22 protein-coding genes and 1 tRNA gene are annotated in these 26623 nt (G+C 70.7%); 8 read left to right on the top strand and 15 right to left on the bottom strand.

What is annotated here, in order from left to right:
• The first annotated feature begins 151 nt into the window (after positions 1-151).
• Together ACFY12_RS06400 and ACFY12_RS06395 are read left to right on the top strand one after the other, a co-directional pair.
• Entirely contained in the window at positions 152-511 is a 360-nt protein-coding gene (locus ACFY12_RS06400; RefSeq protein ID WP_390714599.1) for a hypothetical protein, read from the top strand.
• A 1-nt stretch (position 512) separates the two neighbouring features.
• Entirely contained in the window at positions 513-1016 is a 504-nt protein-coding gene (locus tag ACFY12_RS06395) for a hypothetical protein (RefSeq protein ID WP_390714598.1), read from the top strand.
• Between the two features lie 85 nt (positions 1017-1101).
• On the opposite strand, the gene ACFY12_RS06390 is transcribed toward ACFY12_RS06395, so the two are convergent.
• Together ACFY12_RS06390 and ACFY12_RS06385 are read right to left on the bottom strand one after the other, a co-directional pair.
• Entirely contained in the window at positions 1102-1632 is a 531-nt protein-coding gene (locus ACFY12_RS06390) for a GNAT family N-acetyltransferase (RefSeq protein WP_390714597.1), read from the bottom strand.
• Between the two features lie 353 nt (positions 1633-1985).
• The gene (locus ACFY12_RS06385; RefSeq protein WP_390714596.1) at positions 1986-3125 is read right to left on the bottom strand and encodes a glycerophosphodiester phosphodiesterase; all 1140 of its coding nucleotides are present in this window, start codon (positions 3123-3125) and stop codon (positions 1986-1988) included.
• Positions 3126-3443: 318 nt separating this feature from the next.
• On the opposite strand from ACFY12_RS06385, the gene ACFY12_RS06380 reads away from it, so the two are divergent.
• A complete protein-coding gene (locus ACFY12_RS06380) occupies positions 3444-4115 on the top strand; it encodes a lysophospholipid acyltransferase family protein (RefSeq protein ID WP_390714595.1) in 672 nt (223 codons plus the stop codon).
• Between the two features lie 71 nt (positions 4116-4186).
• On the opposite strand, the gene ACFY12_RS06375 is transcribed toward ACFY12_RS06380, so the two are convergent.
• The 6 genes from ACFY12_RS06375 to ACFY12_RS06350 all read right to left on the bottom strand — a co-directional run bounded on the left by ACFY12_RS06375 (position 4187) and on the right by ACFY12_RS06350 (position 11976).
• Positions 4187-6157 (bottom strand): bifunctional metallophosphatase/5'-nucleotidase, encoded by a 1971-nt coding sequence (locus ACFY12_RS06375; RefSeq protein ID WP_390714594.1) that lies wholly within the window; start codon positions 6155-6157, stop codon positions 4187-4189.
• A 209-nt stretch (positions 6158-6366) separates the two neighbouring features.
• Positions 6367-7965 (bottom strand): MFS transporter, encoded by a 1599-nt coding sequence (locus tag ACFY12_RS06370; protein WP_390714593.1) that lies wholly within the window; start codon positions 7963-7965, stop codon positions 6367-6369.
• Positions 7962-8513 (bottom strand): TetR/AcrR family transcriptional regulator, encoded by a 552-nt coding sequence (locus tag ACFY12_RS06365; protein ID WP_390714592.1) that lies wholly within the window; start codon positions 8511-8513, stop codon positions 7962-7964. Before ACFY12_RS06365 ends, ACFY12_RS06370 begins: the two co-directional genes overlap by 4 nt.
• 200 nt (positions 8514-8713) lie before the next feature.
• The gene (gene argH, locus ACFY12_RS06360) at positions 8714-10165 is read right to left on the bottom strand and encodes an argininosuccinate lyase (protein WP_390714591.1); all 1452 of its coding nucleotides are present in this window, start codon (positions 10163-10165) and stop codon (positions 8714-8716) included.
• A 120-nt stretch (positions 10166-10285) separates the two neighbouring features.
• Positions 10286-11479: an argininosuccinate synthase gene (locus ACFY12_RS06355; RefSeq protein ID WP_390714590.1), complete on the bottom strand. Its 1194-nt coding sequence runs from the start codon at positions 11477-11479 to the stop codon at positions 10286-10288.
• Positions 11480-11610: 131 nt separating this feature from the next.
• Positions 11611-11976, bottom strand: a complete 366-nt coding sequence (locus ACFY12_RS06350) for a DUF488 domain-containing protein (protein ID WP_390715063.1) — start codon at positions 11974-11976, stop codon at positions 11611-11613.
• A 152-nt stretch (positions 11977-12128) separates the two neighbouring features.
• Here ACFY12_RS06350 and ACFY12_RS06345 point away from each other — a divergent pair.
• A tRNA-Pro gene (locus ACFY12_RS06345) sits at positions 12129-12202 on the top strand.
• A gap of 138 nt (positions 12203-12340) precedes the next feature.
• Here the strand turns inward: ACFY12_RS06345 and pstS are convergent.
• The 6 genes from pstS to argC form a co-directional block, all read right to left on the bottom strand.
• Positions 12341-13483, bottom strand: coding sequence for a phosphate ABC transporter substrate-binding protein PstS (pstS, locus tag ACFY12_RS06340; protein WP_390714589.1), 1143 nt, complete (start codon positions 13481-13483; stop codon positions 12341-12343).
• A 214-nt stretch (positions 13484-13697) separates the two neighbouring features.
• The gene (locus ACFY12_RS06335) at positions 13698-14243 is read right to left on the bottom strand and encodes an arginine repressor (RefSeq protein ID WP_390714588.1); all 546 of its coding nucleotides are present in this window, start codon (positions 14241-14243) and stop codon (positions 13698-13700) included.
• Between the two features lie 8 nt (positions 14244-14251).
• A complete protein-coding gene (locus tag ACFY12_RS06330; RefSeq protein WP_390715062.1) occupies positions 14252-15460 on the bottom strand; it encodes an acetylornithine transaminase in 1209 nt (402 codons plus the stop codon).
• A gap of 92 nt (positions 15461-15552) precedes the next feature.
• On the bottom strand, positions 15553-16470 hold the full coding sequence (gene argB, locus ACFY12_RS06325; protein WP_390714587.1) for an acetylglutamate kinase: 918 nt from the start codon (positions 16468-16470) through the stop codon (positions 15553-15555).
• Positions 16467-17618, bottom strand: coding sequence for a bifunctional glutamate N-acetyltransferase/amino-acid acetyltransferase ArgJ (gene argJ, locus ACFY12_RS06320; protein WP_390714586.1), 1152 nt, complete (start codon positions 17616-17618; stop codon positions 16467-16469). The genes argB and argJ overlap by 4 nt, the downstream gene beginning before the upstream one ends.
• Complete coding sequence (gene argC, locus ACFY12_RS06315) at positions 17615-18643, bottom strand: N-acetyl-gamma-glutamyl-phosphate reductase (RefSeq protein ID WP_390714585.1); 1029 nt, start codon at positions 18641-18643, stop codon at positions 17615-17617. The genes argJ and argC overlap by 4 nt, the downstream gene beginning before the upstream one ends.
• 208 nt (positions 18644-18851) lie before the next feature.
• Between argC and ACFY12_RS06310 the strand changes: the two genes are divergently transcribed.
• The 4 genes from ACFY12_RS06310 to ACFY12_RS06295 are packed head-to-tail and all read left to right on the top strand — an operon-like array spanning position 18852 to position 25058.
• Entirely contained in the window at positions 18852-19682 is an 831-nt protein-coding gene (locus tag ACFY12_RS06310) for a TnsA-like heteromeric transposase endonuclease subunit (protein ID WP_390714584.1), read from the top strand.
• Entirely contained in the window at positions 19679-21952 is a 2274-nt protein-coding gene (locus tag ACFY12_RS06305; RefSeq protein ID WP_390714583.1) for a transposase, read from the top strand. Before ACFY12_RS06310 ends, ACFY12_RS06305 begins: the two co-directional genes overlap by 4 nt.
• Positions 21949-23208: a TniB family NTP-binding protein gene (locus ACFY12_RS06300; protein WP_390714582.1), complete on the top strand. Its 1260-nt coding sequence runs from the start codon at positions 21949-21951 to the stop codon at positions 23206-23208. Before ACFY12_RS06305 ends, ACFY12_RS06300 begins: the two co-directional genes overlap by 4 nt.
• 11 nt (positions 23209-23219) lie before the next feature.
• The gene (locus ACFY12_RS06295; RefSeq protein ID WP_390714581.1) at positions 23220-25058 is read left to right on the top strand and encodes a TniQ family protein; all 1839 of its coding nucleotides are present in this window, start codon (positions 23220-23222) and stop codon (positions 25056-25058) included.
• Positions 25059-25180: 122 nt separating this feature from the next.
• Here the strand turns inward: ACFY12_RS06295 and ACFY12_RS06290 are convergent, their stop codons facing one another.
• Positions 25181-26605: an MFS transporter gene (locus ACFY12_RS06290; RefSeq protein ID WP_390714580.1), complete on the bottom strand. Its 1425-nt coding sequence runs from the start codon at positions 26603-26605 to the stop codon at positions 25181-25183.
• Between the last annotated feature and the right edge of the window lie 18 nt (positions 26606-26623).

Below are 26623 nucleotides of genomic sequence, written 5' to 3'. Positions count from 1 at the left end.
CGCCGCTGCTCCCGCCACTGTGCCCGCCGCCGGCTCTGCTGCCGGCTCTGCTGCCCTTGACGGCCCTGACCGCCCCGACGACCCTGCCGGGCACGAGGAGCGCCCGGGGGCGAGCGCATCGGGCCATTTGGCCCGTAATAGGGTCTGCCGCATGTGTGATGCCCTGACGGTCGCGATCAGCGTCACCGCGCTCGCGCTCGCCGCCTGGTGCGGTTTCGCCGCCTACCGGAACCAGCCGACCAAGGACTGGCACTTCATCGGTATGGGCGTGGTGGCGGTGCTCGGCCTGGTCCAGCTGCTCATCGGCATCGTCCAGCTGACGCGCGGCGAGCGGCCGGAGCAGGGCAGCGTGATTTTCGTGGCGTATCTGCTCGGCGCGTTCGCCTGTATCCCCGCGGCGGGCTTCATGTCCCTTTCGGAACGCACCCGTTGGGGTTCGCTGACGGTCTCCGCGGGCGGTGTGGTGCTGGCCGTCCTCGAAGTGCGCCTGTTCGACATCTGGGGAGGCTGAGATGACGGCGACCGGGAAGTCCACCGGAGCGGACGGGAAGTCCACCGGAGCGGACGGCAAGCCCGCCGGAGCGGACGGCAAGCCCACCGGGGAGCCTGCGTCCCGCGGCCGTCGGCGGCTGATCAGCGGCCCGGGCATCCTGCTGGTCTGGCTGTACGGCGTGATGGTCGTCGGCGCCGTGTCGCGCTCCGTCGTCCAGATCGCCATGGACTTCGACCGGGCCCCGCTCGCCTACACCCTGTCCGCGCTCGCGGGCGTCGTCTACGGCTTCATCACCTACTCCCTCGTCCGCGGCGGGGAGACCGCCCGCAAGGCCGCCCTGGTGTGCTGCGCCGCCGAGCTGGTGGGCGTACTGGCCGTTGGCACCTGGACGCGGATGGAGCCCTCCGCGTTCCCGGACGCCACCGTCTGGTCCGACTACGGCATGGGCTACCTCTTCATCCCGGTCCTGCTGCCGGTCACCGGCCTGCTGTGGCTGCGCCGGGCGCGTACCGCCACCGCCTAGCCAGCCGGGACGGCATACCGCGTAGCCAGAACGGCATACCGGGTAGCCGGGACGGGCCCGCCCCGCGCGGGCCCTCCCTGTCGCGCTACGCCCGGGCCGCGCACTCCGTGGCCTCCGCGCCGGCGGCCGTCTCCGGCTCGCTCCCCGGCCCCTTCTCCAGCGCCACCAGGCTCAGCCGCCTGCCGAGCCGTTCGGTGCCCACCGGCGCGTAGCCGTGGCTGCGGTAGAGCGGCAGACCTTCGCTGCGCTGCCCGGTGAGCAGCCGGAAACGCTTGACCGACCGCTCGGCCGCCAGCCGCTCCTCGACGGCGGTGAGCAGCCGGCCGCCCAGGCCGTGCCGCTGCATCCGCGGGTGCACGATGAGCTTGACGATCCGCCCGGTCCCGTCGGCCTCGGCCGTACCGCGTACCGAACCGACCACCTCCGCGCCGAGCCTGGCCACCACCGCGCAGCCGTCCGCCAGTTCGGCACGGAGCGACTCCAGGGTCTGGGTGAGCGGTTCGATGCCGTAGTCGTCGTACCGCGCGGCCTCCTCCTGGTAACAGAGGTACTGCAGCTTGAGGATCTGCTCGGCATCCTGGTCGGTCGCCGCAGAGATGGTCACACTCGTGCCCATGCGCGTATGCCTCCCCTAGTTCGGTCGGCCCGGGCGCGCGGTGGTGCTTTCTGGGGGATCCCAGACCCCCGAGGGGGTGGTGTGTGCGCCCGGACGTGGTGCCCTGACTTCCGGACTCCCCGGAATGCGGCGGCGGCAATCTCCGCCGCCGAGCATTCTGCGCAGGCGATCAGGACAAACGGAACGGACCAGCCGCCGGCTCTTCTGTGACATTCCCAACTCAGATGAGTGCAAGGAATGTCCGGAGAGTCGGCGGCCGGTCCGGGGGCGCGACGTGCCCAGCGCTTGCTCAGCGCATGCTCGGGACTCGCTCAGCGCTTGCTCAGGACTCGCTTCAACACATGCTCACTTGCTCACCGCTTACGGAAATCCGCGGCGGCCAGCAGCGCGGTGTCCGGGTTGTCGGAGAAGATCCCGTCGATGCCGGTGGCGAAGTACGCCTTCAGGGCGCCGAAGGAGTTGCCGTACGCGGCGGGGTCGTCACCGACCCGGAAGTCCTTCGGCAGGAAGCTGTTCTCGTTGCGCAGGGTGTACGGGTGGACGAGCAGCCCCTCGGCGTGCGCGTCACGGACGAGGGTGGTGGGCTTGCCGAGCTTGCCCTTCTCGTCCTCCGCGATGATCTGCGGCAGCCACGGGCCGATGCCCTGGGCGAAGCCGGCTATCCACTTCAGCCCCTCCGGCTTGAGCAGGTCGGCCGTGGTGCGCGGGTCACCGGACTCCACGAAGTCCCAGGGCTTGACGGTCGGCTCGTCGAGCAGGAGGACCTTCGGGCAGCGCAGTCCCAGCCTGCCGAGCCGCTGGAGGCTGCTGGGCTCGAAGGACTGCAGGAAGACCGGGGAGCCCGCCTTGTCCCGGCCGTACCGGCGCAGCAGCTTGGCGAGCGTCTCCTCCGTGCCCAGGCCCAGCTTGCGGAAGTAGGTGGGGTGCTTGGTCTCGACGTAGAGCCACACCCGGCGGCCGCGCTTGCGCCCCTCGCGCTCGGCCCACTGGAGGACCTCTTCGAAGGTGGGCACCTCCCAGCGGCCGTTGTAGAGCGTGTTGCGCTGGCGGACGTCCGGGATGCGCTCCTTGGCGCGCAGGGTCTTCAGCTCGGCGAGCGTGAAGTCCTCGGTGAACCAGCCGGTGAGCTTCTTGCCGTCGACGGTCTTGGTGGTCTTGCGGCCGGCGAACTCGGCGTGGTCGGCGACATCGGTGGTGGCGGTGATGTCGTTCTCGTGCCGGCACACCAGGTGCCCGTCCTTGGTGGGGACGACGTCCTGCTCGATGACGTCCGCGCCCATGTCGAGGGCGAGTTGGTACGAGCCGAGGGTGTGCTCGGGGCGGTAACCGCTGGCGCCGCGGTGGCCCACGACCAGCGGCACCGGCAGTCGCCGGTCCGCCCCGCCGCGCCCCCGGGCGCTCGCCTGGCCGGCCCCGCCGAGGACCGCCGCTCCCGCGCCGAGGGCCGCGACCCCCAGCACCGTCCGTCGTCCCGGCTTCTGCCCGTTGTGCATACCTCTGCTCCTTGCGTCCGTCTTCCAGGTGTTCCGGAGACTTTCCCCGTATTTCCAGGTGCTTCCGGGTGTTTTCCGGGGTGCGCCACAGCGTGTTGCGCACCTGCCCCGGGAACCTCGCCGATGGTAAGCACGGACGGCTCATGCCGGGGAGACGCCCGACGACAACCCGGGGAACATGGAGGTAACGCACATCAACGGTGCGTATCGACCATGTCAACCCGGTGTGCGCACGGCAGTGACCCGCGAGTATCGTCCTGGGCTGCAGAGTTCCGCTGCGCCCGCTCGACGTTGATCCGTCACGACCCGGAGGGCCCGTTGTCCCGCATTGTGCTGAAGGCGATTCTCGGACTCGTCATGCGTGTCCTCTACCGTCCGAAGGTCGAGGGCGCCGAGCGCATTCCGGCGACCGGCCCGGTGATCCTGGCCGGCAACCACGTCACCTTCATCGACTCGCTCTTCCTGAGCCTGATCGTCAAGCGCCCGGTGTACTTCATCGGCAAGGACGAGTACGTCACCGGCACCGGCGTCAAGGGCCGCCTGATGGCCTGGTTCTTCACCAGCTCCGGCATGATCCCGGTGGACCGCGACGGCGGCCACGGCGGGGTCGCGGCGCTGATGACCGGCCGCCGGGTCCTGGAGGAGGGCAAGGCCTTCGGCATCTACCCGGAGGGCACCCGCTCCCCCGACGGCCGGCTCTACCGCGGCCGGACCGGCATCGCCCGGCTCGCCCTGATGACCGGGGCTCCGGTCGTCCCGTTCGCCATGATCGGTACGGACAAGGTGCAGCCCGGCGGCAAGGGCCTCCCCCGTATCGCCCCGGTCACCGTCCGCTTCGGCGAGGCGCTGGACTTCGCCCGCTACGAGGGGATGGACCGCGACCGCTACGTCCTGCGGGCCGTCACCGACGAGGTGATGAGCGAGGTCATGGAGCTGTCCGGCCAGGAGTACGTCGACGTCTACGCCACCAAGGCCCGGACGGCCGCCTAGGGCCCTAGCTGGAACCTGGTCCGCGAGCCCGGGCTCGGGCCCGGTCCGGTCGCGAACACAAGCAGCCGTCGTCAGCAGGGGACCCGGTGGCCGCCCGGCGCGCGCTGGCCCTCGGCGCCGCCGGTCCGTGCCGTCCGCAGCGCCATCTCGGGCCGGGGCACCGTGCCGTGGTTGTCCTGGAGCAGTTCCTGACGTGGCACGACGGTGCCGGTGCGGGCGCCGCGCAGGCCGGCGTTCTTGACCGCCACCCGGTTCAGCGGCGCCGGCACCAGCTTCTTCGTGGCCCGGATGAACGCGATGAAGCTCTCGTAGTCGCGGGTGTGCCGGACCGGCGCGGTGAATCCGGTGAAGGCGCTGAAGCCGTCCTGGTTGATGAGGGTGTACGAGGGGGCGGCCAGGCGGTAGGGGCGTGCGAGGTCGAGCGGGGTGCCGTCGATGAGCACATCGGCCGGCTCCACCCGCCGGCCGACCTGGCCGGCCGCGTCGAAGGCGTAGCGGACGTTGCCGGAGACCGCCAGCGGGGCGAAGCCGAGGCCGCCGCCGGCAGCCGGCGCCCACTGTTCCTCCAGCGCGTCGTGGATCTGCCGGCCGGTGACGGTGACGGTCATGATCGGGTCGCCGAAACCGACGGCGTTCCAGGCCTGGGCGAAGGTGACGGTGCCGCCCGTGGACGCGTCGCGGATCAGATCGCCGGCGATGACCGCCTGTCCGACACGTGGAGCGACCGCGATCACCGCGAGCTCCGCTGGACCGTCGGAGTGATCCGTGGGGTCGTCCATCGGCCCGTGCGGCTGCCGGCCGGCCCACAGGGCCCAGTCGGCGACGAGGTTGCCCATGGTGGACTCCCCCATCGCGTTGCGCCGCCGGGTGAAGGAGGCGGTCTGGGTGCCCAGCCGGCTGCGGCCGCGCCGGGAGCCGCGGTCGGCCCAGTAGGCGGCGATCGACTTCAGCTCCGGGTCCGGCGCCACATCCCGGGTGTTGGGGTGGTTGACGGAGGTGGTCAGCTCCCGGATGACGGCTCCGGTGTCCGGGTCCAGCCGCAGACTGATCTCGTTGACGATCTGGCCGTAGCAGCCGGCCTCGACGAACGGGCGGGGGTTTCCGGAGGGGTCGGGCAGCATCATCGTGAAGGCCTTGTGCCAGTGGCCGGTGACGATGGCGTCGATGTCCGGCGAGGCGCGCAGCGCCAGTTCGTACGCCGGCCCGGAGGGGTTCGTACCGCTGGTGAAGTCGCTGCCGGCCACCGCGCCGTCGTGCATGCTGAGCACGATCGCGTTGACGCCGCGTGACTTGAGCTCCTTGGCACAGCGGTTGGCGGTCTCCAGCTCGTCCAGGGTGCGCAGGCCCGGCTGGTAGGAGCCGGGGAAGGACTCGCTGCCGATGGCGGTCAGATGGATGAAGCCGACCGGCAGCCGCCGGCCCCGGCCGGCGTCCACCGACACGATGTTGTACGGCGGGAGGACGAGTTCGCCGGTCGCATCCCACACCATGTTGGCGCTGTAGTACGGGAACTCCGCGCCCCGGAACCGGCGGCCGGCCGAGTCCTTGAAGTCGTTGTCCCATCCGACGACCGGGAAGCCGTCACCGTTCTCCATATGCTCGGTCAGGAAACGGACCGACTTGTCGAATTCGTGGTTGCCGGCCGAGGCGAAGTCCATGCCCATGGCGTTGAGGGCTTCGACGGTGGGTTCGTCGACGAAGGCGGCGGCGTCGAACTCCCAGCCGGAGAAGAGGTCGCCGGGGGCGAAGAAGAGGGAGTTGCGGCGGCCGTCGCGCAGCCGCTCCAGATGGGCGGCGAGGTACGCGACGCCGCCGACCGTGTAGGTCTTGCCGCCGGCGCCGGTGATCTGGGAATGGGCGCCGGGCGCACCCTGCAGATAGCCGTGCAGATCGGTGATGTTGAGGAGCTGGACGTCGACGTATTCGTCGGCGGTGGCGGCGTCACGGGCGTGGCCCGTGGCGTAGGCGTTGCTTCCGATGGCGCTCGTGGTGGCCAGGGCTCCTGCGGCGGTGAAGAAGGAACGTCGTCCGATGTCGCGCACTGCGTCACTCTCCTGAGCGGGCCGTCCGTGGGGGGACGACGGAGAGTCAAACGCGCCGCGCGGAACGGCCGGTCACCGAAGCGCGTACCGGGCGTGTACAGGCGGGGGACAGTCGCCCCCAGGGCGTGTCGTGTGGATCATGGCGGTTTGCGGCCGAGGCGTTCCACAGGACACGCCCTGGGACGGCGGTGCGCCCGCCGTCCGGCGGATCAGCGGTACGTCGTATCGGGTGCCGGGGCGGTCGGCGGGGCGGTTGCCGGGGCCGGGCTGTGTGCCAGCTCCTGACCGCGCAGCAGGAACCAGGCCGCGCCGGCCGCGGCGAGCAGCACCACGGCGCCCACCCCCGCCGCGACCTCCAGGCCCGCCACGAAGGAGTCCTGAGCGGACGTCAGCAGCACCGCGGCCCGGTCGGCGGGGAGACCGCCGGCCGCGTCGACCGCGCCGCCGAGCGATTCGCGGGCGGCCTGCGCGGCCTGCTCAGGCACGCCGGCCGGGGTGCCGAAGCCGCGGTAGATGCCGGTGACGATGGAGCCGAGCAGGGCGATGCCGAGTGCGGCACCCAGTTCGTACGCCGTCTCGGAGACCGCGGAGGCGGCGCCCGCCTCCTCCTTGGGCACGCTGGAGAGGATCACATCGGCGGTGACGGTGAACGCGAAGCCGGCGCCGACACCGACGACGAAGAGGATGACGCCGAGCGCGGCGGTGCCGGTGTCCCGGGTCAGGGTGGTGCAGCCGACGAGCGCGAGGCCGACGATGGCGAGGCCGCCGGCCACCACGACCCGTACGGACAGCCGGCGGGCGACCCAGCCGGCGGCCAGGCCGGCGCCCACCGCGCCGATCGCGGCCGGGAGTTCGACCAGCCCGGCGTTGAGCGGCGAGCGCTGCTGCACCATCTGGAGGAACTGGGAGAGGAAGAAGACCAGCCCGGACAGCCCGAGGATGGTCAGCAGGTCGGCCAGTACCGCGCCGCTGAAGCCCCGGTGCTGGAACAGCTTCATGTTCAGCAGCGGGGAATCCAGGGTGAGCTGCCGGCGGACGAACACCACCAGCGCCAGCACACCGAGGACGGCGGCCGCCGCGATGTCCCAGCGGTAGCCCTCCACCGCCGCTTCCTTGATGGCGTAGACGACGCCGACGATGCCCACCAGGGCCAGCAGGACACTGGGGATGTCCCAGGGGCCGGGATCCGGATTGCGTGACTCCGGGATCACCTTGGCGCCCACGGCCACCAGCAGCGCCATCACCGGCAGGTTGATCAGGAACACCGACCCCCACCAGAAGTGCCCCAGCAGAAAGCCGCCGAGCACCGGACCGACCGCCATGCCGGCCGAGGCCATCGCGCCCCAGATACCGATGGCCAGACTGCGTTCCCTGGGATCGTGGAAGAGGTTGCGGATCAGCGCGAGGGTGGACGGCATCAGCGTCGCACCGGCGACACCCTGCAGCGCGCGGGCCAGGATCATCATCTCCGGGCTGGTGGCGTACGCGGCCAGGGCCGACATCGCGCCGAAGGCGATGGAGCCCAGCAGCAGCAGCTTCTTCCGGCCGATGCGGTCGCCGAGGCCGCCCATGGCGACCAGCAGACCGGCGATGACGAAGGAGTAGATGTCACCGATCCACAGCAGCTGGGGGCCCGAAGGGCGCAGGTCCTCGCTGAGGAAGGGGGTGGCGAGGCCCAGGACGGTGGCGTCGACGCCGACCAGCAGGACGGCCAGGACGAGGACGCCGAGCGCGAGCCAGCGGCCCGGGCGGGGCTGGTCGTCCACATGGGCCGAACCGGCCCGTCCTGACGCTATGGTCTCGGTCATTTCTCCATGCTCCGTCGAACGCCGCCGAGCAGCAGCTCGGCGATCGAGTGGTTGAGGTCGTTGCGGGCGACGCGTCCTTCGTGGACGGCCCAGGCACCGGCGCCCATCAGGCCGTAGAGCGCTTCGGTGAGCCAGGCGGCGCTCAGGTCGATCCGGAAGTGGCCCTCTTCCTGGCCGCGGCGGAAGAGCGCGGTGATCCGGGTGTCCAGCTCGGACCAGCCGGCGTTGATATGGCCGCCCTCGAAGAGCTGGTTCTCGGTGAAGAGGAAGGCCAGCACGGCGGCGACCGGTCCGGACTCCTCGATCAGCCGGCGCAGCGCGTCGGGCGCGTCCCCCTCGTCCAGCCGCGCCGCGTCCATCGCCTGCCCGAACCGGGCGATCCCGTGCTCCTCCAGCGCTCTGATCAGGGCGTCCCGGCCGGCGAAGTGCCGGTGGAGGGTGGCGCGGCTGATGCCGGCAGCTCGGGCGATCTCGTCCATCGACGCCGTCGCCCGGCGGCTGAGCAGCGCGGCGGCTTCTCTGAGTACCCGTTCACGATCCAAGGCCATGAGACACAGGATAGCCGAATGAGACGCTCATGTCTCATTCGCGACGCCGGACGCCGGACGCCGGACGCCGGATGTCGGACGTCGACATTTCTGCGCACCGCTCACGCCCGCCACGGACGACTGCGGCCCGCACCCGGAGAGACCGGGTACGGGCCACTGTCAGGTGTCGCGGGTGGCGACTGCCTCTGTTACCTCCGCTGTTACCTCCGCGCCGCCGGCCGCGGCCGCCCGGCCGCCGCCCACTCCTGCTGCTCCACCAGATCGGCCCGCACCTCGGCGAGCTGGACCGCCACCGCCGAGGGAGCGGTGCCGCCCCGGCCGCTGCGGGAGGCGAGCGCCCCCGGGACGTTCAGGACGCTCCGGACCTCCGGCGTCAGATGCGGCGAGATCTTGGCGAACTGCTCGTCGGTCAGCTCGTCCAGCTCGATGCCGTGCGCCTCGCACTCCTTGACGCACTCGCCCGCGACCTCGTGCGCCACCCGGAACGGCACGCCCTGCTTGACCAGCCACTCCGCGATGTCCGTCGCGAGGGAGAACCCGGCGGGGGCCAGCTCCTCCATGCGCGCGCGGTTGACGGTGAGCGTGGCCATCATCCCGGTGAACGCCGGGAGCAGTACCTCCAGCTGATCGCAGGAGTCGAAGACCGGCTCCTTGTCCTCCTGAAGATCACGGTTGTACGCGAGAGGCAGCGCCTTGAGCGTCGCCAGCAGCCCCGTCAGATTGCCGATCAGCCGCCCCGACTTGCCCCGGGCCAGCTCGGCGATGTCCGGATTCTTCTTCTGCGGCATGATCGACGAGCCGGTGGAGAAGGCATCGTGCAGCGTCACGAAGGAGAACTCCTTCGTGTTCCAGATGATGACCTCCTCGGCGATACGGGAGAGGTTGACCCCGATCATCGCCGTGATGAAGGCGAACTCCGCGACGAAGTCCCGCGAGGCGGTGCCGTCGATGGAGTTGCCCGCCGAGCCGCGCTCGAAGCCGAGGTCCCGGGCGACCGCCTCCGGGTCGAGCCCGAGGGAGGAGCCGGCCAGCGCGCCCGAGCCGTACGGCGACACGGCCGTCCGCGTGTCCCACTGCCGCAGCCGCTCCGCGTCCCGCGACAGCGACTGCACATGGGCCAGGACATGGTGGGCGAAGAGCACCGGCTGGGCGTGCTGGAGGTGCGTACGGCCGGGCATCGCCACGTCCGGGTGCGCCTCGGCCAGCCCGACCAGCGCCTCCTGGAGGCCGGCGATCAGCCCGCCGATGATCCGCGCGTGGTCGCGCAGGTACATCCGGAAGAGGGTCGCCACCTGGTCGTTCCGCGACCGGCCGGCCCGCAGCTTGCCGCCGAGGTCCGGGCCGAGCCGCTCCAGGAGTCCGCGCTCCAGGGCGGTGTGCACATCCTCGTCGGCGACGGTGCCGGTGAACGAGCCGTCGGCGACGTCCTGTTCGAGCTGGTCGAGCCCGGCGAGCATGCGCTGAAGCTCGTCGGCGGTGAGCAGGCCCGCCGTATGGAGCACCCGGGCGTGGGCGCGGGAGCCGGCGATGTCGTACGGGGCCAGTCGCCAGTCGAAGTGGACGGACGCGGACAGTTGGGCCAGCGCCTCGGCTGGCCCGTCGGCGAAACGACCGCCCCAGAGCCGTACATCACCGCTGTTTCCGTTGCTCACTTGCTCTGCTCCTCAAGGCTGGGATGTACGGCCTCCCCCAAGGTCTTGAAGACCAGGGGGGACCCCCACCCCACAGCGAAGGCGGGGAGGCGGCCGTCGTACGCGGCTAACGAGACGGGCTCAGGCGAGGTCGCGCTTGGCTGCGATCTTGCTCGACATGCCGAACAGCTCGATGAAGCCCTTCGACAGCGACTGGTCGAACGTGTCGCCGGTGTCGTAGGTGGCGAGGTTGAAGTCGTACAGCGACTGGTCCGACTTCCGGCCGGTGACCACCGCGCGGCCGCCGTGCAGCGTCATCCGGATGTCCCCGCTGACCTGCTGGTTCGCCTCGTCGATAAAGCCGTCGAGGGCCCGCTTGAGCGGCGAGAACCACAGGCCGTCATAGACCAGCTCACCCCAGCGCTGCTCGACCTGCCGCTTGTAGCGGGCCAGTTCGCGCTCGACGGTGACGTTCTCCAGCTCCTGGTGGGCGGTGATCAGCGCGATGGCGCCGGGCGCCTCGTACACCTCGCGGGACTTGATGCCGACCAGCCGGTCCTCGACCAGGTCGATCCGGCCGATCCCCTGGGCGCCGGCCCGCTCGTTGAGCTGCTGGATGGCCTGGAGGACGGTGACGGGCCGGCCGTCGAGGGCGACCGGCACGCCTTCCTTGAAGGTGATGACGACCTCGTCGGCCTCGCGCGGGGTGGCGGGGTTCTCGGTGTACTCGTAGACGTCCTCGATCGGCGCGTTCCAGATGTCCTCCAGGAAGCCGGTCTCCACGGCCCGCCCGAAGACGTTCTGGTCGATCGAGTAGGGCGACTTCTTGGTCGTCGCGATCGGGAGGTTCTTCTCCTCGCAGAAGGCGATCGCCTTGTCCCGGGTCATCGCGTAGTCACGGACCGGGGCGATGCACTTGAGGTCGGGGGCGAGGGAGGAGATGCCGGCCTCGAACCGGACCTGGTCGTTGCCCTTGCCGGTGCAGCCGTGGGCGACCCTCGTCGCGCCGTGCTTCTTCGCCGCGGCGACCAGGTGCTTGACGATCGTCGGCCGGGAGAGCGCGGAGACCAGCGGGTAGCGGTCCATGTACAGCGCGTTGGCCTTGATCGCCGGGAGGCAGTACTCGTCGGCGAACTCGTCCTTGGCGTCCGCGACCTCGGCCTCGACCGCCCCGCAGGCCAGCGCGCGCTTGCGGATGACGTCCAGGTCCTCGCCGCCCTGGCCGACGTCCACGGCAACGGCGATGACCTCGGCGCCCGTCTCCTCGGCGATCCAGCCGATGCAGACAGAGGTGTCCAGGCCGCCCGAGTAGGCGAGTACGACGCGCTCGGTCACGGGTTTCTCCTTACGGTGCATTCGCTGATTGGCATAAGTATGCACTCCTCTGCATGCTTCGTCAACGCGCGAGCACATACGCAGGTCAGCGGCCGGGCGTCGGCGCGCCACACGGGGCCACCCTCACCCCGCTACTCCTCCCCCAGCACCTCGACGAGCACGGCCGCATGACTCGCCGGGACCTCCTTCGTCGCCGTCAGGAGCGTCAGCAGCCCCTCGCGGGCGAGTCCCCGCAACCGCTCCAGCGCCGCCTGTGCGGCCTCCCCGTCCAGCTCCGCGCGATAGCGCGCCACGAACCCCTCGAACCGCTCCGCCCGGTGGCCGTACCAGCGCCGCAGCTCGGTCGAGGGCGCCACGTCCTTGCACCACTCGGAGAGCCGCGCGTCCGCCTTGGCCAGGCCACGGGGCCACAGCCGGTCCACCAGCACCCGCGCCCCGTCCGCCGGCTCCGGCGGCTCGTACACCCGGCGCACGCGGATCCCGACCTGGGCCGACATTTCGCCCATAAGCACATCGAAGCATGGAAGTCCGGCCCCTGCCGGAGGCGTGGGAAGCCTCTGCGGGGGACCCGCTTTGGATTCATGGCCCAGGACAGGGTATTTTTCTTTCTGCACGCCCCGACCGGGAATTCTCCGGCCGGTTCGAGCACCGGGACGTGGCGCAGCTTGGTAGCGCACTTGACTGGGGGTCAAGGGGTCGCAGGTTCAAATCCTGTCGTCCCGACGGTGCACAGAGGCCCAGGGCCTGTCTCACACAGTGAGGCAGGCCCTGGGCCGTTCTTGCGCCAGGACAGTTCCTACGCCGGTGCAGCTCCTGCACCGGTGCAGCTCCCGCGTCAGCGCAGCCGGGAAGTGCGCCGCCTCATGACAGGCGGCCGATCTCGTCGCGGACCGTGTTCACGACCTCGGCCGGGAGGGTCGCATAGCCCTGGAAGGTCAGGTTCTCCTGGCCCTTCCGGCTGGCCATGTACGTCAGGAACGCCTTGGTCGTCGGCCAGGTCGACGCCTTGTTGCCCTTGTCGCAGACGATCTCGTAGGTGACGACGTCGATCGGGTAGGCGCCGGGCGCCTTGGTGGCGTAGTCCAGTTTGAGGACATGGTCACGGCCGGAGCTCATGGTCTTGGCGCCGGCGATCGCCTGGGACGCCGCGATCACGTTGGGGGCGACGGGGGCCGGGGCGCCGGTGTCGATGGAGACCGTGTGGATCATCCGGGCGACCGCGTACGGCAGCTCGAAGTAGCCGATCGCGCCTTCGGTCTTCTGCACCTCGGCGGCGAGGTCCGCGGAACCCTTGACCGACTTGCCGCCGTCGGCCGCCCACTCCTTGCTGTGCGCGTACGGCCAGGCGTCCGGGGCGGCGGTGCCGAGGTACGAGGTGAAGTTGTCCGTGGTGCCGGAGGAGTCGGCGCGGTGGAACGGCTGGATCTTCGTCGCCGGCAGCTTGGCGTCCTTGTTGAGCCGCGCGATCGCCGGATCGTTCCACTGGGTGATCCGGGCGTCGAAGATCTTGGCGAGGGTCGGGGCGTCCAGGACCAGCTTGTCGACTCCGGAGAGGCGGTAGCCGACCGCGATCGGGCCGCCGACCATGGGCAGGTGGATGGCGTGGCCGCCGCCCGGGCAGACCTTCTTCGACCGGTCGACCTGATCGGCGGTCATCGGGGAGTCCGAGCCCGCGAAGGCCGTCTTGCCCGCGAGGAAGTCGTCCTGGCCCGCGCCCGAGCCGTTACCGGTGTAGTCGATCTTGGTGTCCGGGCAGGCCTGGGTGTAGTTCTTGATCCAGTCCCGCATGGCGTACTGCTGCGCCGTCGACCCGGAGGCCCGGATGGTGCCCGGTTTGCCGCAGGCGATCCCGGCGACGGTGCGCTGCGCCGCGGCACTGGCGCCGGCCGCCGCCCCGGAGCCGGCGCCACCGTCCGAGCCGCAGGCCGTCAGGGCCAGGAGACCGGAGAGGACCGCCGCGCCGGCCGCCCCGGTGCGCGGCCCGCCCTTCCGCTGGAGTTTCACGCTCAGGTGCTCCTTCCTGCGGGCCGGGCTCGGCCGACGCAGCAGAGAGTGGTGAGACCTCCATCACTATATGCATACTTTTCGGGACAATCAGTGATTACGGGCGGCCCGGCGCGTCAGCGTGGCAGCGTCCGCGCGACTCCTGCGTCAGTGCCACGACCGCGTCAGTGCCACTACTCGCCAGTGCAGCTACCGCGTCGATGCGACTACGGGCTCAATGCGATTTCTGGGCCAGCCGGAGGAGATGGTCGGCGAGCGCCTGGCCGCCCGCCGGGTCGCGGCTGATGAGCATCAGCGTGTCGTCACCGGCGATGGTGCCGAGGATGTCGTGGAGCTCGGCCTGGTCGATGGCCGAGGCCAGGAACTGGGCGGCGCCCGGAGGCGTGCGCAGGACGACCAGGTTGGCGGAGGCCTCGGCGGAGATGAGGAGCTCACCGGCGAGGCGGCGCATCCGCTCCTCCTTGGCCGACTCCCCCAGCGGCGCCCGCGGCTTGCGGTCGCCGCCCTCACTGGGCACCGCGTAGATCAGCTCACCACCGGTGTTGCGGATCTTCACGGCGCCCAGCTCGTCCAGGTCCCGGGAGAGCGTCGCCTGGGTGACGGACAGCCCGTCGTCGGCGAGCAGCTTCGCGAGCTGGCTCTGGGAGCGGACCGGCAGCCGGTTGAGGATGTCCACGATCCGGCGGTGGCGGGCGGTGCGGGTCTGCGGTACCGCCTGGCCGCCGTTGTGCACCCCGTTGTCCTGCGGCTGGGTCGTCATCTGTGTCGTCAGTCTCCGGATCGTTGTACCCCGTCGGCCCCCTGCCGGGCCGCGTCGAGGACGGCGGGGAGCTTCCGGAGGAACGTATCCGCTTCCCCGTCGGAGAGGATCAGCGGCGGAGCCAGCCGGATGACGTCCGGCACGGCCGCGTTCACCAGGAGGCCCGCGTCCTGAGCCGCCTGCTGCACGCGTGGCGCGAGCGGCTCCGTCAAGACGATACCCAGGAGCAGGCCCGCACCGCGGACCTGGCCGACCAATGGGTGCTCCAGGGCCTCGATTCCGGCGCGCAGCCGCTCGCCGACGCGCCGGACGTTCTCCAGGACGCCGTCCTTCTCGATGGTCTCCAGGACGGCGAGCGCGGCGGCGCAGACCACCGGGTTGCCGCTGAACGTCGAGCCGTGCGAGCCGGGGGTGAGGAGGCCGGCGGCCGGGCCGAAGGCGAGGGTGGCGCCGATGGGCAGGCCGCCGCCGAGGCCCTTGGCGAGGGTGATGACGTCCGCCTCGACACCCTGGCCCAGGGAGTGCAGCCAGTGCCCGGTCCGGCCGATGCCGGTCTGGATCTCGTCGAGGACGAGCAGGGTGCCGGTGGCGGCGGTGATCTCGCGGGCGGCCCGGAGGTACCCGGGCGGCGGTACGACCACGCCGTTCTCGCCCTGGACGGGCTCCAGGATGACGAAGGCGGTGTCGGTGGTGACGGCGGCGCGGAGCGCCTCGGCGTCCCCGTACGGGACGTAGCTCACCTCGCCGGGGAGCGGGGCGAACGGCGCCTGCTTGGCGGGCTGGCCGGTCAGCGCGAGGGCACCCATGGTGCGGCCGTGGAAGCCGCCGGTCGTGGCGACCATATGGGTGCGCCCGGTGAGCCGGCCGATCTTGAAGGCGGCCTCATTGGCCTCGGCGCCGGAATTGGAGAAGTAGACCCGGCCGGGGCGCCCTCCGGCCAGCGCCAGCAGCCGCTCGGCGAGGGTGACGGTGGGCTCGGCGATGAAGAAGTTCGAGACATGGCCGAGAGTGGCGACCTGGTCGGAGACCGCGCGGACCACCGCCGGGTGGGCGTGGCCGAGGGCGTTGACCGCGATCCCGCCGAGGAAGTCGAGGTACGCGTTGCCGTCGGCGTCCCACACCGTGGCGCCCGCCCCCCGGACGAGCGGGATGCGCGGGGTGCCGAAGTTGTCCATCATGACGCCCTGCCAGCGGCCGGTGAGCCCCTTGTTGGTCACGTCGCCGTCCGCACCGTTGCCGGTAGGGCCGTTCGCGCCGTTGCCGGTCACAGCGTCCGCACCGTTGCCGGTCACGTCGTTCGCCCCGTTCGTCATGCCGCCCCCTCGTTCTCCCCGTCCGGCACGACCATCGTGCCGATCCCCTCGTCCGTGAAGATCTCCAGCAGGATCGAGTGCTGGACCCGCCCGTCGATCACCCGGGCGGTGTGCACCCCGTTCCGTACGGCATGCAGGCAGCCTCGCATCTTGGGCACCATGCCGCTGGCGAGGTCGGGGAGCAGCTTCTCCAGCTCGGTGGCGGTGAGGCGGCTGATGACCTCGTCGCTGTGCGGCCAGTCCTCGTAGAGCCCTTCGACGTCCGTGAGGACCATCAGCGTTTCGGCGCCCAGCGCCGCAGCGAGTGCCGCAGCCGCCGTATCAGCATTGACGTTGTAGACATGCCCTTGGTCACCTTCGTCCTGGGAACGGGCGATCGAGGAGACGACCGGAATCCGGCCGTCGGCGAGCAGGGCCTCGACGGCGCCGGTGTCGATACCGGTGATCTCACCGACCCGGCCGATGTCCACCAACTCGCCGTCGATACGCGGCAGATGCTTGGTCGCGGTGATGGTGTGCGCGTCCTCGCCGGTGAGTCCGACGGCCAGCGGGCCGTGCTGGTTGAGCAGCCCGACCAGCTCGCGCTGGACCTGTCCGGCGAGGACCATGCGGACGACGTCCATGGCCTCGGGGGTGGTGACCCGCAGGCCCGCCTTGAACTCGCTGGCCAGACCGGCCTGGTCGAGCGCCGCGCTGATCTGCGGGCCGCCGCCGTGCACCACGACCGGCTTGAGTCCGGCGTGGCGCAGGAAGACGACGTCCTGGGCGAAGGCGGCCTTCAGCTCGTCGTCGACCATGGCGTTGCCGCCGAACTTGATGACGACGGTCTTGCCGTGGTGACGGGTGAGCCAGGGCAGCGCCTCGACGAGGGTCCGGGCCTTGGGCAGGGCGGTGTGCTTCCGGGTGGTGGTCATGAGGAGTACGCGCTGTTCTCGTGGACGTAGTCGGCGGTGAGGTCGTTGGCCCAGATGACCGCGGACTCGGACCCCGCGGAGAGGTCGGCGGTGATCGTGACCTGGCGGTAGCGCATGTCGACGAGGTTCCGGTCCTCGCCCACGGAACCGTTCTTGCAGACCCATACGCCGTTGATGGCGACGTTCAGCCGGTCGGGTTCGAAGGCCGCGCGTGTGGTGCCGATGGCGGACAGCACCCGGCCCCAGTTGGGGTCCTCACCGTGGAGGGCGCACTTGAGCAGGTTGTTGCGGGCGATGGACCGGCCGACCTCGACGGCGTCGTCCTCGGACGCGGCGTTGATCACCTCGATCCGGATGTCCTTGCTGGCGCCCTCGGCGTCACCGATCAGCTGGCGCGCGAGGTCGTCGCAGACGTCCCGTACGGCCGCGGCGAACTCGCCGTATCCGGGGGTGAGTCGGGACGCCCCGGAGGCGAGGAGCAGCACCGTGTCGTTGGTCGACATACAGCCGTCGGAGTCGACCCGGTCGAAGGTGAGCCGGGTGGCGTCCCGCAGCGCCCGGTCCAGGGTCGCGGCGTCCATGTCGGCGTCCGTGGTGAGCACCACGAGCATGGTGGCCAGGCCCGGGGCGAGCATGCCCGCGCCCTTGGCCATCCCGCCGACGGTCCAGCCGTCCTTGGTCACCACCGCGGTCTTGTGGACGGTGTCGGTGGTCTTGATGGCGATGGCGGCCTTCTCCCCGCCGTGCTCGGACAGCGCCTCGGCGGCCCGCTCGACACCGGGAAGCAGCTTGTCCATCGGCAGCGTGACGCCGATCAGCCCGGTCGAGGCGACGGCGACGTCCCCCGCGCCGATGTCCAGCACCTCGGCGGCCTTCTCCGCGGTGGCGTGGGTGTCCTGGAAGCCCTGCGGTCCCGTACAGGCGTTGGCGCCGCCGGAGTTGAGGACGACCGCGGTCAGCTCACCGCTCTTGAGGACCTGCTGGGACCACAGGACCGGGGCGGCCTTGACGCGGTTGGAGGTGAAGACTCCCGCGGCGGCGCGGCGGGGGCCGGTGTTGACCACGAGGGCCAGGTCCGGGGCTCCGCTGTCTTTGATCCCGGCGGCGATACCCGCCGCCGTGAATCCCTTCGCTGCCGTCACGGTCACGGCGCAACTCCCATCGTGGTGAGCCCGGTGGCCTCGTCGAGACCGAGGGCGATGTTCATGCTCTGTACGGCGCCGCCGGCCGTCCCCTTCGTCAGGTTGTCGATGGCGCCGATCGCGAGGACACGGCCGGCCGCCGCGTCGTACGCGACCTGGATCTGGGCCGCGTTGGAGCCGTACACGGAGGCCGTGGCGGGCCACTGCCCCTCGGGCAGCAGATGGACGAACGGCTCGTCGGCGAAGGCCTTCTCGTACGCGGCCCGTACGGCGGCGGCGTCCACACCGGGCCGGGCGGTGGCGGAGCAGGTGGCGAGGATGCCCCGGGGCATCGGGGCCAGGGTCGGGGTGAAGGAGACGGTGACCGGGTTGCCCGCGACCGCGCTGAGGTTCTGGATCATCTCCGGGGTGTGCCGGTGCACACCGCCCACGCCGTACGGGGACATCGAGCCCATCACCTCCGAGCCCAGCAGATGCGGCTTGGCCGCCTTGCCCGCGCCGGAGGTTCCGGAGGCGGCGACGATCACGGCCTCGTCGCCGACCAGCCCGGCGGCGTACGCGGGAAAGAGCGCGAGCGTGACGGCGGTCGGGTAGCAACCGGGCACCGCGATACGCCTGGCCCCCTCCAACGCGGCACGGCAGCCCGGCAGTTCGGGGAGGCCGTAGGGCCAGGTACCGGCGTGCTCGCCGCCGTAGAAGCGCTGCCACTGCGCCGCGTCCTTGAGCCGGAAGTCGGCCCCCATGTCGACGACCAGGACGTCCGGCCCGAGTTCCTCGGCGACCGCGGCGGACTGGCCGTGCGGCAGCGCGAGGAAGACCACGTCGTGGCCGGCCAGGGCCTCGGCGGAGGTCTCCTGGAGCTCCCGGCCGGCCAGCGGGAGCAGCTGCGGCTGCAGCGCCCCGAGGCGCCGGCCCGCGTTGGAGTGCCCGGTCAGCGCGCCGATCTCCACCTCCGGGTGCCCCAGCAGCAGGCGCAGCACTTCACCGCCCGCATACCCGCTCGCACCGGCCACTGCCGCTCGTACCGTCATGACCCCTCCTCCTTGATGGCATGACTATACGGAGGCTGGCAGTTTTATGCAATACCCGGGGCCGCGTCCGGCACCGCCCGCTGTGACGACGATCTGTAGTTGGCCCTTCCGATCTGTTGTTGGCCCCGCCGCGACACGGGCCCGTCGTCTTTCGATCAAGTAGCGAGATCCTTCCCCGTCGTACGCGTATGGCTGCTCCTCTGGGGTCATGTACGCGGATGCCGGAGCTGTGGTGTGCTCGGACCGGTGCGGGCTGGAAGAGCTGATCGCCCCGTACACGATCGCCGAGTCCGTACACGGTCGACTGTTGCTGGGCGGGTGCTGGACGCGTTCGTGGACCACGTCCTGGTCCTTTGACGGCGACGAGGTGGTCTGGCCGGTACGGGACCTGGCGGCGGTGCCGCTGCTGTCATCGCAGCCCGTGCGCCGGTTCACCTGGCGGGCTCGTCAGCGACACCGGCCTGGCCTGCAGTTTCTGGTCTCAACCAGCCGTCATCACGGGTTCGAGTCGCTGGAGGAACAGCGGCTGCTGCTGGCCTTGGACTTCCTGCGGGTACAGGAGGTTCTGCCGCAGCCGTTCCGGCTGGAGTTCGCGCACGCCGAGGGCCGCACCGAGCACACGCCGGACTTCCTGGCGGTGATGGCGGACGGCTCACGGTGGCTGTTCGACGTGCGCCCCGGTCACCTGATCAAGGAGTTGGATGCGCTGAAGTTCGCCGCGTCCGACGAGGCGGCGTTCGCCAGCGGGTGGCGGTATGCGGTGGTGACCGGCTGGCGGAGGCATGTGTGGTCGGTGCTGGACGCGTTGTCGGCCCAGCGGCGGCACCTGGATGACCCGCTGAGGCTGCAGCAGGAGGTCCTGGGTGGGGCGGCGGCCGCTCCGGTCACCTTCGGTGAGCTGGTACGTCGCACCTCGCTTCCGGCGGTGGCTCGTGCCCATGCTCTGCATCTGCTCTGGCACCGTCGGCTCGGGGTGGATCTGGGCCGGCCGCTGGATGACGACTCGATGGTCTGGTCGGCTGAGGAGGCGGGGGCGTGACCGGCGAGGCGGGGCTGCTGGAGGTCCGTGCCGGTTCCCGGCTGCGCTTCGATGGCCTGGACTGGAGTGTTGCCGGGATCGAGCCGCAGTTCGGACGGGTGCTGTTGCGGGCCGAGGACGGGCGGGCTGAGCGGCGCTCACTTCGCTGGCTGATGCAGCACCCGGACTGCCGGGTGCTGCCCGCCGGCCCGGTGGCGACGGCAGCTGAGCGGCAGCCGCCGACCTGGGGCGACCTGACCGAGGCCCAGCAGACCAAGGCCCGCCTGCGGGCTGCGCATCTGCTGGAGGCGGAGACTGGCTTCCGCTCCGGTGACCCTCGCAGGGCCGAGCCGGGCGAGCCCCGCGAGGCTTACGACCCGGATCGCACCACGCTGGGCCAGCGGAGGCGGGCGAAGGTCGCGGAGCTGAAGGCCCTGGGCCGGGACGAGGCGGCAGCGCTTGGCCTGGATCATGTCAGCGAGCGCACCCTGAAGCGGATGGCCGCGGCCTGGCGCCGGGATGGGCTGCTGGGCTGCGCGGACGGGCGGTGGCTGCGCGAGTCGGGCGGGCGTCGCAGCGTCAGCGAGGAAGTGCGGGAGGCCATCTTCGCCGTCCGCAAGGAGACCGTGCACCGCGCCCGGATGAGCATGCGAAGCCGCGAGAGGCTGATTCACCAGTACGTGCGGGAGAGGTTCGGGCCGGAGGTGAAGGTCCCGGGCTATGACACGCTGAGGGCGATCTGGCGCGAGTGGTTCGGTCCCGGCGGCGCCCGCCAGCGATATGTCCGCTCAGCCGAACAGACGGAGACGTCCACAGCGCGGATGGTGGTGCACCGGCCCGGCCAGGTGGTCGCTCTGGACACCACGGTGCTGCCGGTGAAGATCCGCGAGACGGTGTTCGGCGAGCCGGTATCGGCGCATCTGACTCTGGCACTGGACTGCTACTCGCACTCGCTGGTGGCCTTCCGCCTCACGCTGGTCTCCGATACTTCGGTGGACGTGGCGATGTTGCTGCGGGAAGTGATGATGCCGCTGCCGATGCGGTCGGGCTGGGGCGAGGAGATGGAGTGGCCCTACCCTGGCGTCCCGGCGGCGGTGGTCGCGCAGTTGGCCGGGCACCGGGCCGCCGCGCTGCCGTTCGTCACCCCGGAGACGGTGACCACCGATCATGGCGGCCCCTACAAGAGCCACCATTTGGTGGAGGCCGAGCGCACGCTGGGCTGCAACGTGCTTCCCGCCCGCACCTTGCGTCCCACCGACAAGCAAGCCGTTGAACGCGCTTTCGGAGGAATCCGGAGTCTGCTGTTCGAGGTGCTGCCCGGCTACACCGGCGTCGACGTCGCTGACCGGGGCGCCGATCCGGAGGGCGATGCGGTGCTGACGCTGGAAGCGATGGAGCATCTGATCGCGACCTGGGCCGTGAAGGTGTGGCAAAACCGGCAGTTGGGCGAGTACGCGCCGGCCTGGGGGCCGGGCGAGGATCACAGCCCGAACACGCTGTTCGCCGCCGCGATGAACCAGGGCGGCTTCGCTCTGCAGATTCCCAAGCCGGAGTTGTACTACCGGCTGCTGCCGCCGCACTACGTGAAGATCCATGCCCGGCGAGGGGTGAAGATCGGCGGACTTTGGTACGGCAAAGACCACCCCTCCCTGCGTGAACGGTGGGACCAGCCGTCGGCTCGCGGCGGCCGGCACAAGGGCAAGTGGGTCATCCGCTCCGACCGGCGTGATCGCCGCACCGTGTTCTTCCAGGACCCTGCCGACGCCGAGGTCTGGCACGTGCTGCGATGGAACGGTCTGCCACCCAAGGAGGAGGTGCCGGCCTTCTCCTCCGCGACCGCCGACGCTCTGCTGGCCGAGGCCCGATCACAGGGCGTCTCCCCACACTGCGATGCCGATTTGCTGCCGGTGCTGCTGGAGTTGCTTGGCGGCACCATCCCGGTCGAGAAGTGGCCCACCGCGATGAGCAAGGGCACGCGCACCCAGCACGCGCGACGCTCGGTCCAGGCCGCTGCAGCCCGAGCTGACCGTCCCGACCAGTCCCCGCCACGTCCGGAACCCTCGAAGGCGGGTAGCGAGGTGGTGCAGCTGCAATGGCCGCGCCAGGCCCAGCAGACCGGCGAGGCCATCCAGGCGGAGATGCGGCGCCGCCGCGAGGCGGCCGTCACCTCCCGCCCGAAGGCGCCGCCACGACTCGGCGAGGCACTGCGACGCAGGAGCCTGTTCGCCCTACTCGACGACGACACCGAGCCCGAGGCGACTACCGGCGGACCGGGAGGAGAGGGCGCATGACCGGCGAGGATGACCAGAACGCCGCCTTGGCCCGGTTCGTGCTGGCCGGGCCGCCGCCGATGCGCGACACCCTGCAGGGCTGGGACGAATGGCGCGCGAACCGCGATAGCTTCACCCCGGCCCCGCAGCTGGACTTGGCTGCATGGCGGGCACTTGGCCCGCGCGGACGGATGCTGCACGACTTGCACCGGGCCGCCACCCACGCCAACCTGCCCATGCTGGAAACCCCAATGACCCGGAAGGTCGCCCGGCGGCTCACCGCGCGGCTGACGACCAATCGACTCAAGCAGAAGCCGACCACACGGGCTGGGGTGATGGTCACTGGCGGCGGCGCCCAGGGCAAGACAGAGACGGTCTGCGCGATTGCCGCGGACTCCCAGGAGAAGTGGGAGCGCTTGGGCAAGCTCCTGGCACCGCACGGGCTGCCGGGCACCCGTGATCTCCCGGCGCCGGTCGCCTACGTCCAGACCCCGGTGACGGCGAAGCCGAAGAGCACATGCAAAGCCATCTTGAACTTCTACGGCGCCCCGATCACGAGCCGAATGGACCTTCCCGACCTGGTCCGGCAGGTCGCCACCTCGCTGCACGACCACGGCACTCGCGCCTTGGTGCTGGACGACATTACGCGGCTTCGCATGCACCGGGCCGACGATCAGGACACCCTCGACTTGATCCGAGCGTTCATGAGCATGCACGTCACACTCGTCTTGATCGGCGTCAACATCCCCAAATCCGGGCTGCTGCGAGAGGGCCGCTTTGACACCCGAAGCGGGCAGGTCGTCTTCCCGCCCCCGAAACGCACCGAGGTCCTTGGACTGGAAGCAACCCAGACCGAGCGCCGCTTCGACCTGGTCGAACTCGACCGATTCCACTATGACACCCCCGCCCAGATCTCCGCCTGGGTCGAGCACTTGGCGGGCGTCGAGGAGTGCCTGCGTTTGCTGAAGGCCCCCGCAGGGATGCTCACCGACGGCACCATGCCCGAATACCTCTACAAGCGCACCAACGGCGTCGCCGGCCTGCTGGAGCGGCTGGTTGAGGACGGCTGCGAAGAAGCGATCGGCTCAGGCGAGGAGTGCCTGACGGAAAGCCTCCTGGAGGGCATCGAGATCGACGCCGAGGACGGTCCCGGCCGCGACCGCGAGGCCGGCGAGGTCCCCCACGTCCCCGAGCACAAGCCCACCGGTCAGCGCAAGCGTGTCCGCAACAGCAGTTTCGACGACCACGGCCCCGCCGCCGCGGACACCGGAAGCTGAAGGAGCCGCCGATGCGTCCCCTTCCTCGAAGCCTCGACCCGCTGCCTGGGGAGTCTCTGCCCGGCTACCTGATGCGGCTCGCCCACCGGCTCGACTTGGCGCCCGTCGAGCTGGCCCGTCACACCGGGCTACTGCCCCAGGACGAGCGCGGCGTTGGCCCTCTCAGCCACCGTCTTCTGCTCGGCCTGGCCCCGCAGACGCTTGACGCCTTCGCCGCCGCGACCCGCCTGACCAGGCAGGAAGCCGCAGCCCTCACCCTCGCCGATCTCCACACCCGCTACCCTCCGCTGGCTCGCAGCCTCGAACGCTCGCCCACCACAGGGCGGCACCGGATCGACGGCTGGCTCCTCGCAGGCTTTCCCCGCTACTGCCCTCAGTGCCTGGCCGGGGACGGTTCCCCCAACCAACAGGTGCACGGCGGCCCTTGGAAGAAGGAGTGGCACCTGGCCGTCACCTTCGCCTGCCCCAAGCACGAGTGCTTCCTGCAACACCAGTGCCCCCAGTGCCACAAGCCCGGCAACCGCCCCGCCGGCGGCCCTTTGCTAATCCGCACCGGAGCCCGCGGCCTTCACCCCGCCCAGTGCCGTTACCCCGCCCCCGACTCCAGGCGAGGCGCCAACCCACGGGCCTGCGGGGCCCGGCTGGACGTCACCCCGAATCCGATTCGGCCCAGCCCAGAACTCCTCGCCCTGCAAAACGACATCCTCGCCGAACTCGACCCCGCCCTTCCGGGGGTTGAAACCGGCCATAACCTCACGGACCTGCGGCTGATGGTCGGATTCGTCGCCGCCGCCTGGCCCGAGAGTCGGCACCTGGTCGAATCCCACCTCGTGGAAACCGTGAACGCGCACTTCCAAACGCGGAAGGAACGCGCCCCGGGCAAGCTCCGCGGCCACCACGTGAACTCCCTAGACAAGGCCCCGGCAGATCCTGTGGTCTGCGGCACGCTGATCGGCGTCGCCGACGAGTTGCTGTTCGCCGACAACCCCCGCAAGCGGATCGTCGGCCTCTTCGACGCAGCCTTCCGCAACAGCGACAGCCGCAACTCCTGGGCACGGCTCTTCGCGCGCCACGAGAAGTCATGCTCCGACCAGATGAGAGAGATCATGCAGCCGCTGATCAGGACCTACCCGACAGTCCCCGGGCGGTCCACTCTCCTTCTCCACAGCTTCGGCATCGCGCCTCACCACATCCCGGCGTTCCTTGAACCAGAGTGGTACGAGCGCTTCATCCGCCCCGCCCGCCTCCCCTTCGACGACCGGCTTCTGCGGCGCAGTGCAGCCATCCATCTCGTCCGCGGAACCGCACAGTGCACAGACCGGGAAGCCGCCCTGATCCTTGGAATCCCCGCGGACAAGATGCCCGCCAGCATCAACGACGACCGCTTCTGGATCGCCCACAAGGAAGCGCCCATGGACTTCCGCTTCGCCGTGTTCGAGCTGGCCATGCATCTGCGCGACACCACAGCCCCACGCGTCGACTATCAGCGGCGCCGAGACACCCTGCGGAACTGGGTGCTACCCGAAGACGCATGGCGCACGCTGACCGCCCGACTCCCCAAAATTCACGGCAAACAACCGGTTCTCGACGACCGGAAGCGTCAACTGGCGTCCATCCTCGTCTGGACCCACGTCACCGGCGGAGAGCACCTCTTCGCTCCCAGGCCCCTCGAACAGGCCCAGCCAGAACACATCCGACGAGCATGGGCCGCCCGCCGCCCCACCACCTGGCACCAGCTCTCCGGCCGCCCGGACCCAGGCCCGCACTACGCCGCCCTGCGCCAGCTCCTCACCGAGTACGCAGGCAAGCTGTCCCAGGAGATCGACGGCGGGGACCCCCTCACACAGTAATGATCACGACTGCCCGAGTCCGTTTGAGGCCACCTATCGTTCTTCGCCGGGGCCAACTACTACTCTTCGCACACTGCTGACCACCGGCTACTTAACGGCACGGGGCCACCTATCAGTCTTCGTCACACCCGCTGCGGGCGCATGAAGGCCGTGGTGACCGCCGTGGCGAGGGCGAACCCGGCCGCGGCGCAGAAGGCGTTCCGGGCGCCCACCAGCGAGGCGCTCTCCTGCACGAGAGCGCCGGACGCCGCGGTGCGGAAGAAGACGCTGCCGAGCAGGGCGACGCCGAGGGTGCCGCCGAGTTGCTGGACGGCGTTGAGCAGACCGGCCGCCGAGCCGGTCTCGTGCGGGCGGACGTGGTGCAGAGCGGTGGTGAAGAACGGCACGGCGTACAGGCCCTGGCCGAGTCCGACCACCGCCAGCGCCGGGAGCAGCGGCCACGGGTAGGAGCCGGGTCGCCCGGCGGCGTACACCACCGTCGCAGCCACGGTGCCGGCGAACAGGGCCAGCAGTCCGGCGGACATGACTCGGGCCCCGTACCGCGGTACGAGCCAGGAGCCGGCAGCCCAGGACGACAGAGCCATCGCCACCGACCAGGGCAGCAGGGTGAAGCCCGCCGCCAGCACGTCGCTGTGCAGCCCCACTTGCAGCTGCACCACGACCACCAGCATCAGACCGTTGACCGCGGCGAAGAACAGCACGGACGCCATCAGAGCAGCGGGGAAGCCACGCCCGCGGAACAGGCTCGGCTCCACCAACGGGCTGCGGCCGCCTCGCCCGCGCCACCTCTGGTGAACAGCGAAGCCGGCCAGCAGCGTGCCGCCGACGGCCAGCTGTGCCCAGCACCGGACCGGCCACCCCGACGCGCCGCCCTGGATCAGGGGGTGGACGACCAGGCCGGTGCCCAGCACCGCCAGCGCCGTACCGGTGAGGTCCAGCCGCGGCCTCCGGGCGGCGCGGTCCTCGCGCAGCAGGCGGCTGGCCGGCAGGACCATGGCGCCGAGGGGGACGTTGATGAGGAACACCGCGCGCCACGTGGAGCCGAAGAGATCGGCATGGGTCAGCACGCCGCCGAGCGCGGGACCGGTGACAGCGGCCAGACCCATGACAGGGCCGACGCAGCCCATAGCCCGGGCCAGCTCGCGGCCGTTGAACAATGCACGGATCATGCCGATGGTCTGGGGGATGACGAGCGCCGCGGCGGCCCCTTGCACGGCGCGTACCGCGATCAATGCCGCCGTGGACGGGGCCAGGGCGCACGCCAGCGAGGCGAGGGTGAAGGCGGCCACGCCGGCGCGGAAGACCCGCCGGCGGCCGACGATGTCGCCCAGGCGCCCGCCGGTGATCAGGAAGACGGCGAAGGGCAGCGTGTAGGCGGCGCTGAACCACTGGATGGCGGCGTCGGAGCCGCCCAGGTCGGCGCGGATCACGGGGGCGGCGACGGTCATGACGGTGGCGTCGAGGAGGTTCATCGCTTCAGCCAGCAGGAGCACCGCCAGCGCGGCCCACCGGTGCGGATGCGGTGTGGTGGTGGATTCGGAACGCATGGGTCGACGGTGCGCCGA

It is taken from the genome of Streptomyces sp. NPDC001339, from assembly GCF_042895955.1.
Classification (GTDB): Bacteria; Actinomycetota; Actinomycetes; order Streptomycetales; family Streptomycetaceae; genus Streptomyces.
This window is presented reverse-complemented; position numbering and strand designations above follow the sequence as displayed.

What these genes read in the sequence shown, in the direction of transcription:
- ACFY12_RS06385 (WP_390714596.1), bottom strand. Translation starts at nt 3,125, where the DNA reads ATGCACAACGGGCAGAAGCCGGGACGACGGACGGTGCTGGGGGTCGCG.
- ACFY12_RS06400 (WP_390714599.1), top strand. Translation starts at nt 152, where the DNA reads ATGTGTGATGCCCTGACGGTCGCGATCAGCGTCACCGCGCTCGCGCTC.
- argC (WP_390714585.1), bottom strand. Translation starts at nt 18,643, where the DNA reads ATGACGGTACGAGCGGCAGTGGCCGGTGCGAGCGGGTATGCGGGCGGT.
- ACFY12_RS06365 (WP_390714592.1), bottom strand. Translation starts at nt 8,513, where the DNA reads ATGGCCTTGGATCGTGAACGGGTACTCAGAGAAGCCGCCGCGCTGCTC.
- ACFY12_RS06300 (WP_390714582.1), top strand. Translation starts at nt 21,949, where the DNA reads ATGACCGGCGAGGATGACCAGAACGCCGCCTTGGCCCGGTTCGTGCTG.
- ACFY12_RS06390 (WP_390714597.1), bottom strand. Translation starts at nt 1,632, where the DNA reads ATGGGCACGAGTGTGACCATCTCTGCGGCGACCGACCAGGATGCCGAG.
- ACFY12_RS06370 (WP_390714593.1), bottom strand. Translation starts at nt 7,965, where the DNA reads ATGACCGAGACCATAGCGTCAGGACGGGCCGGTTCGGCCCATGTGGAC.
- ACFY12_RS06310 (WP_390714584.1), top strand. Translation starts at nt 18,852, where the DNA reads ATGTACGCGGATGCCGGAGCTGTGGTGTGCTCGGACCGGTGCGGGCTG.
- ACFY12_RS06290 (WP_390714580.1), bottom strand. Translation starts at nt 26,605, where the DNA reads ATGCGTTCCGAATCCACCACCACACCGCATCCGCACCGGTGGGCCGCG.
- ACFY12_RS06395 (WP_390714598.1), top strand. Translation starts at nt 513, where the DNA reads ATGACGGCGACCGGGAAGTCCACCGGAGCGGACGGGAAGTCCACCGGA.
- ACFY12_RS06295 (WP_390714581.1), top strand. Translation starts at nt 23,220, where the DNA reads ATGCGTCCCCTTCCTCGAAGCCTCGACCCGCTGCCTGGGGAGTCTCTG.
- ACFY12_RS06335 (WP_390714588.1), bottom strand. Translation starts at nt 14,243, where the DNA reads ATGACGACCCAGCCGCAGGACAACGGGGTGCACAACGGCGGCCAGGCG.
- ACFY12_RS06350 (WP_390715063.1), bottom strand. Translation starts at nt 11,976, where the DNA reads ATGTCGGCCCAGGTCGGGATCCGCGTGCGCCGGGTGTACGAGCCGCCG.
- argB (WP_390714587.1), bottom strand. Translation starts at nt 16,470, where the DNA reads ATGACCACCACCCGGAAGCACACCGCCCTGCCCAAGGCCCGGACCCTC.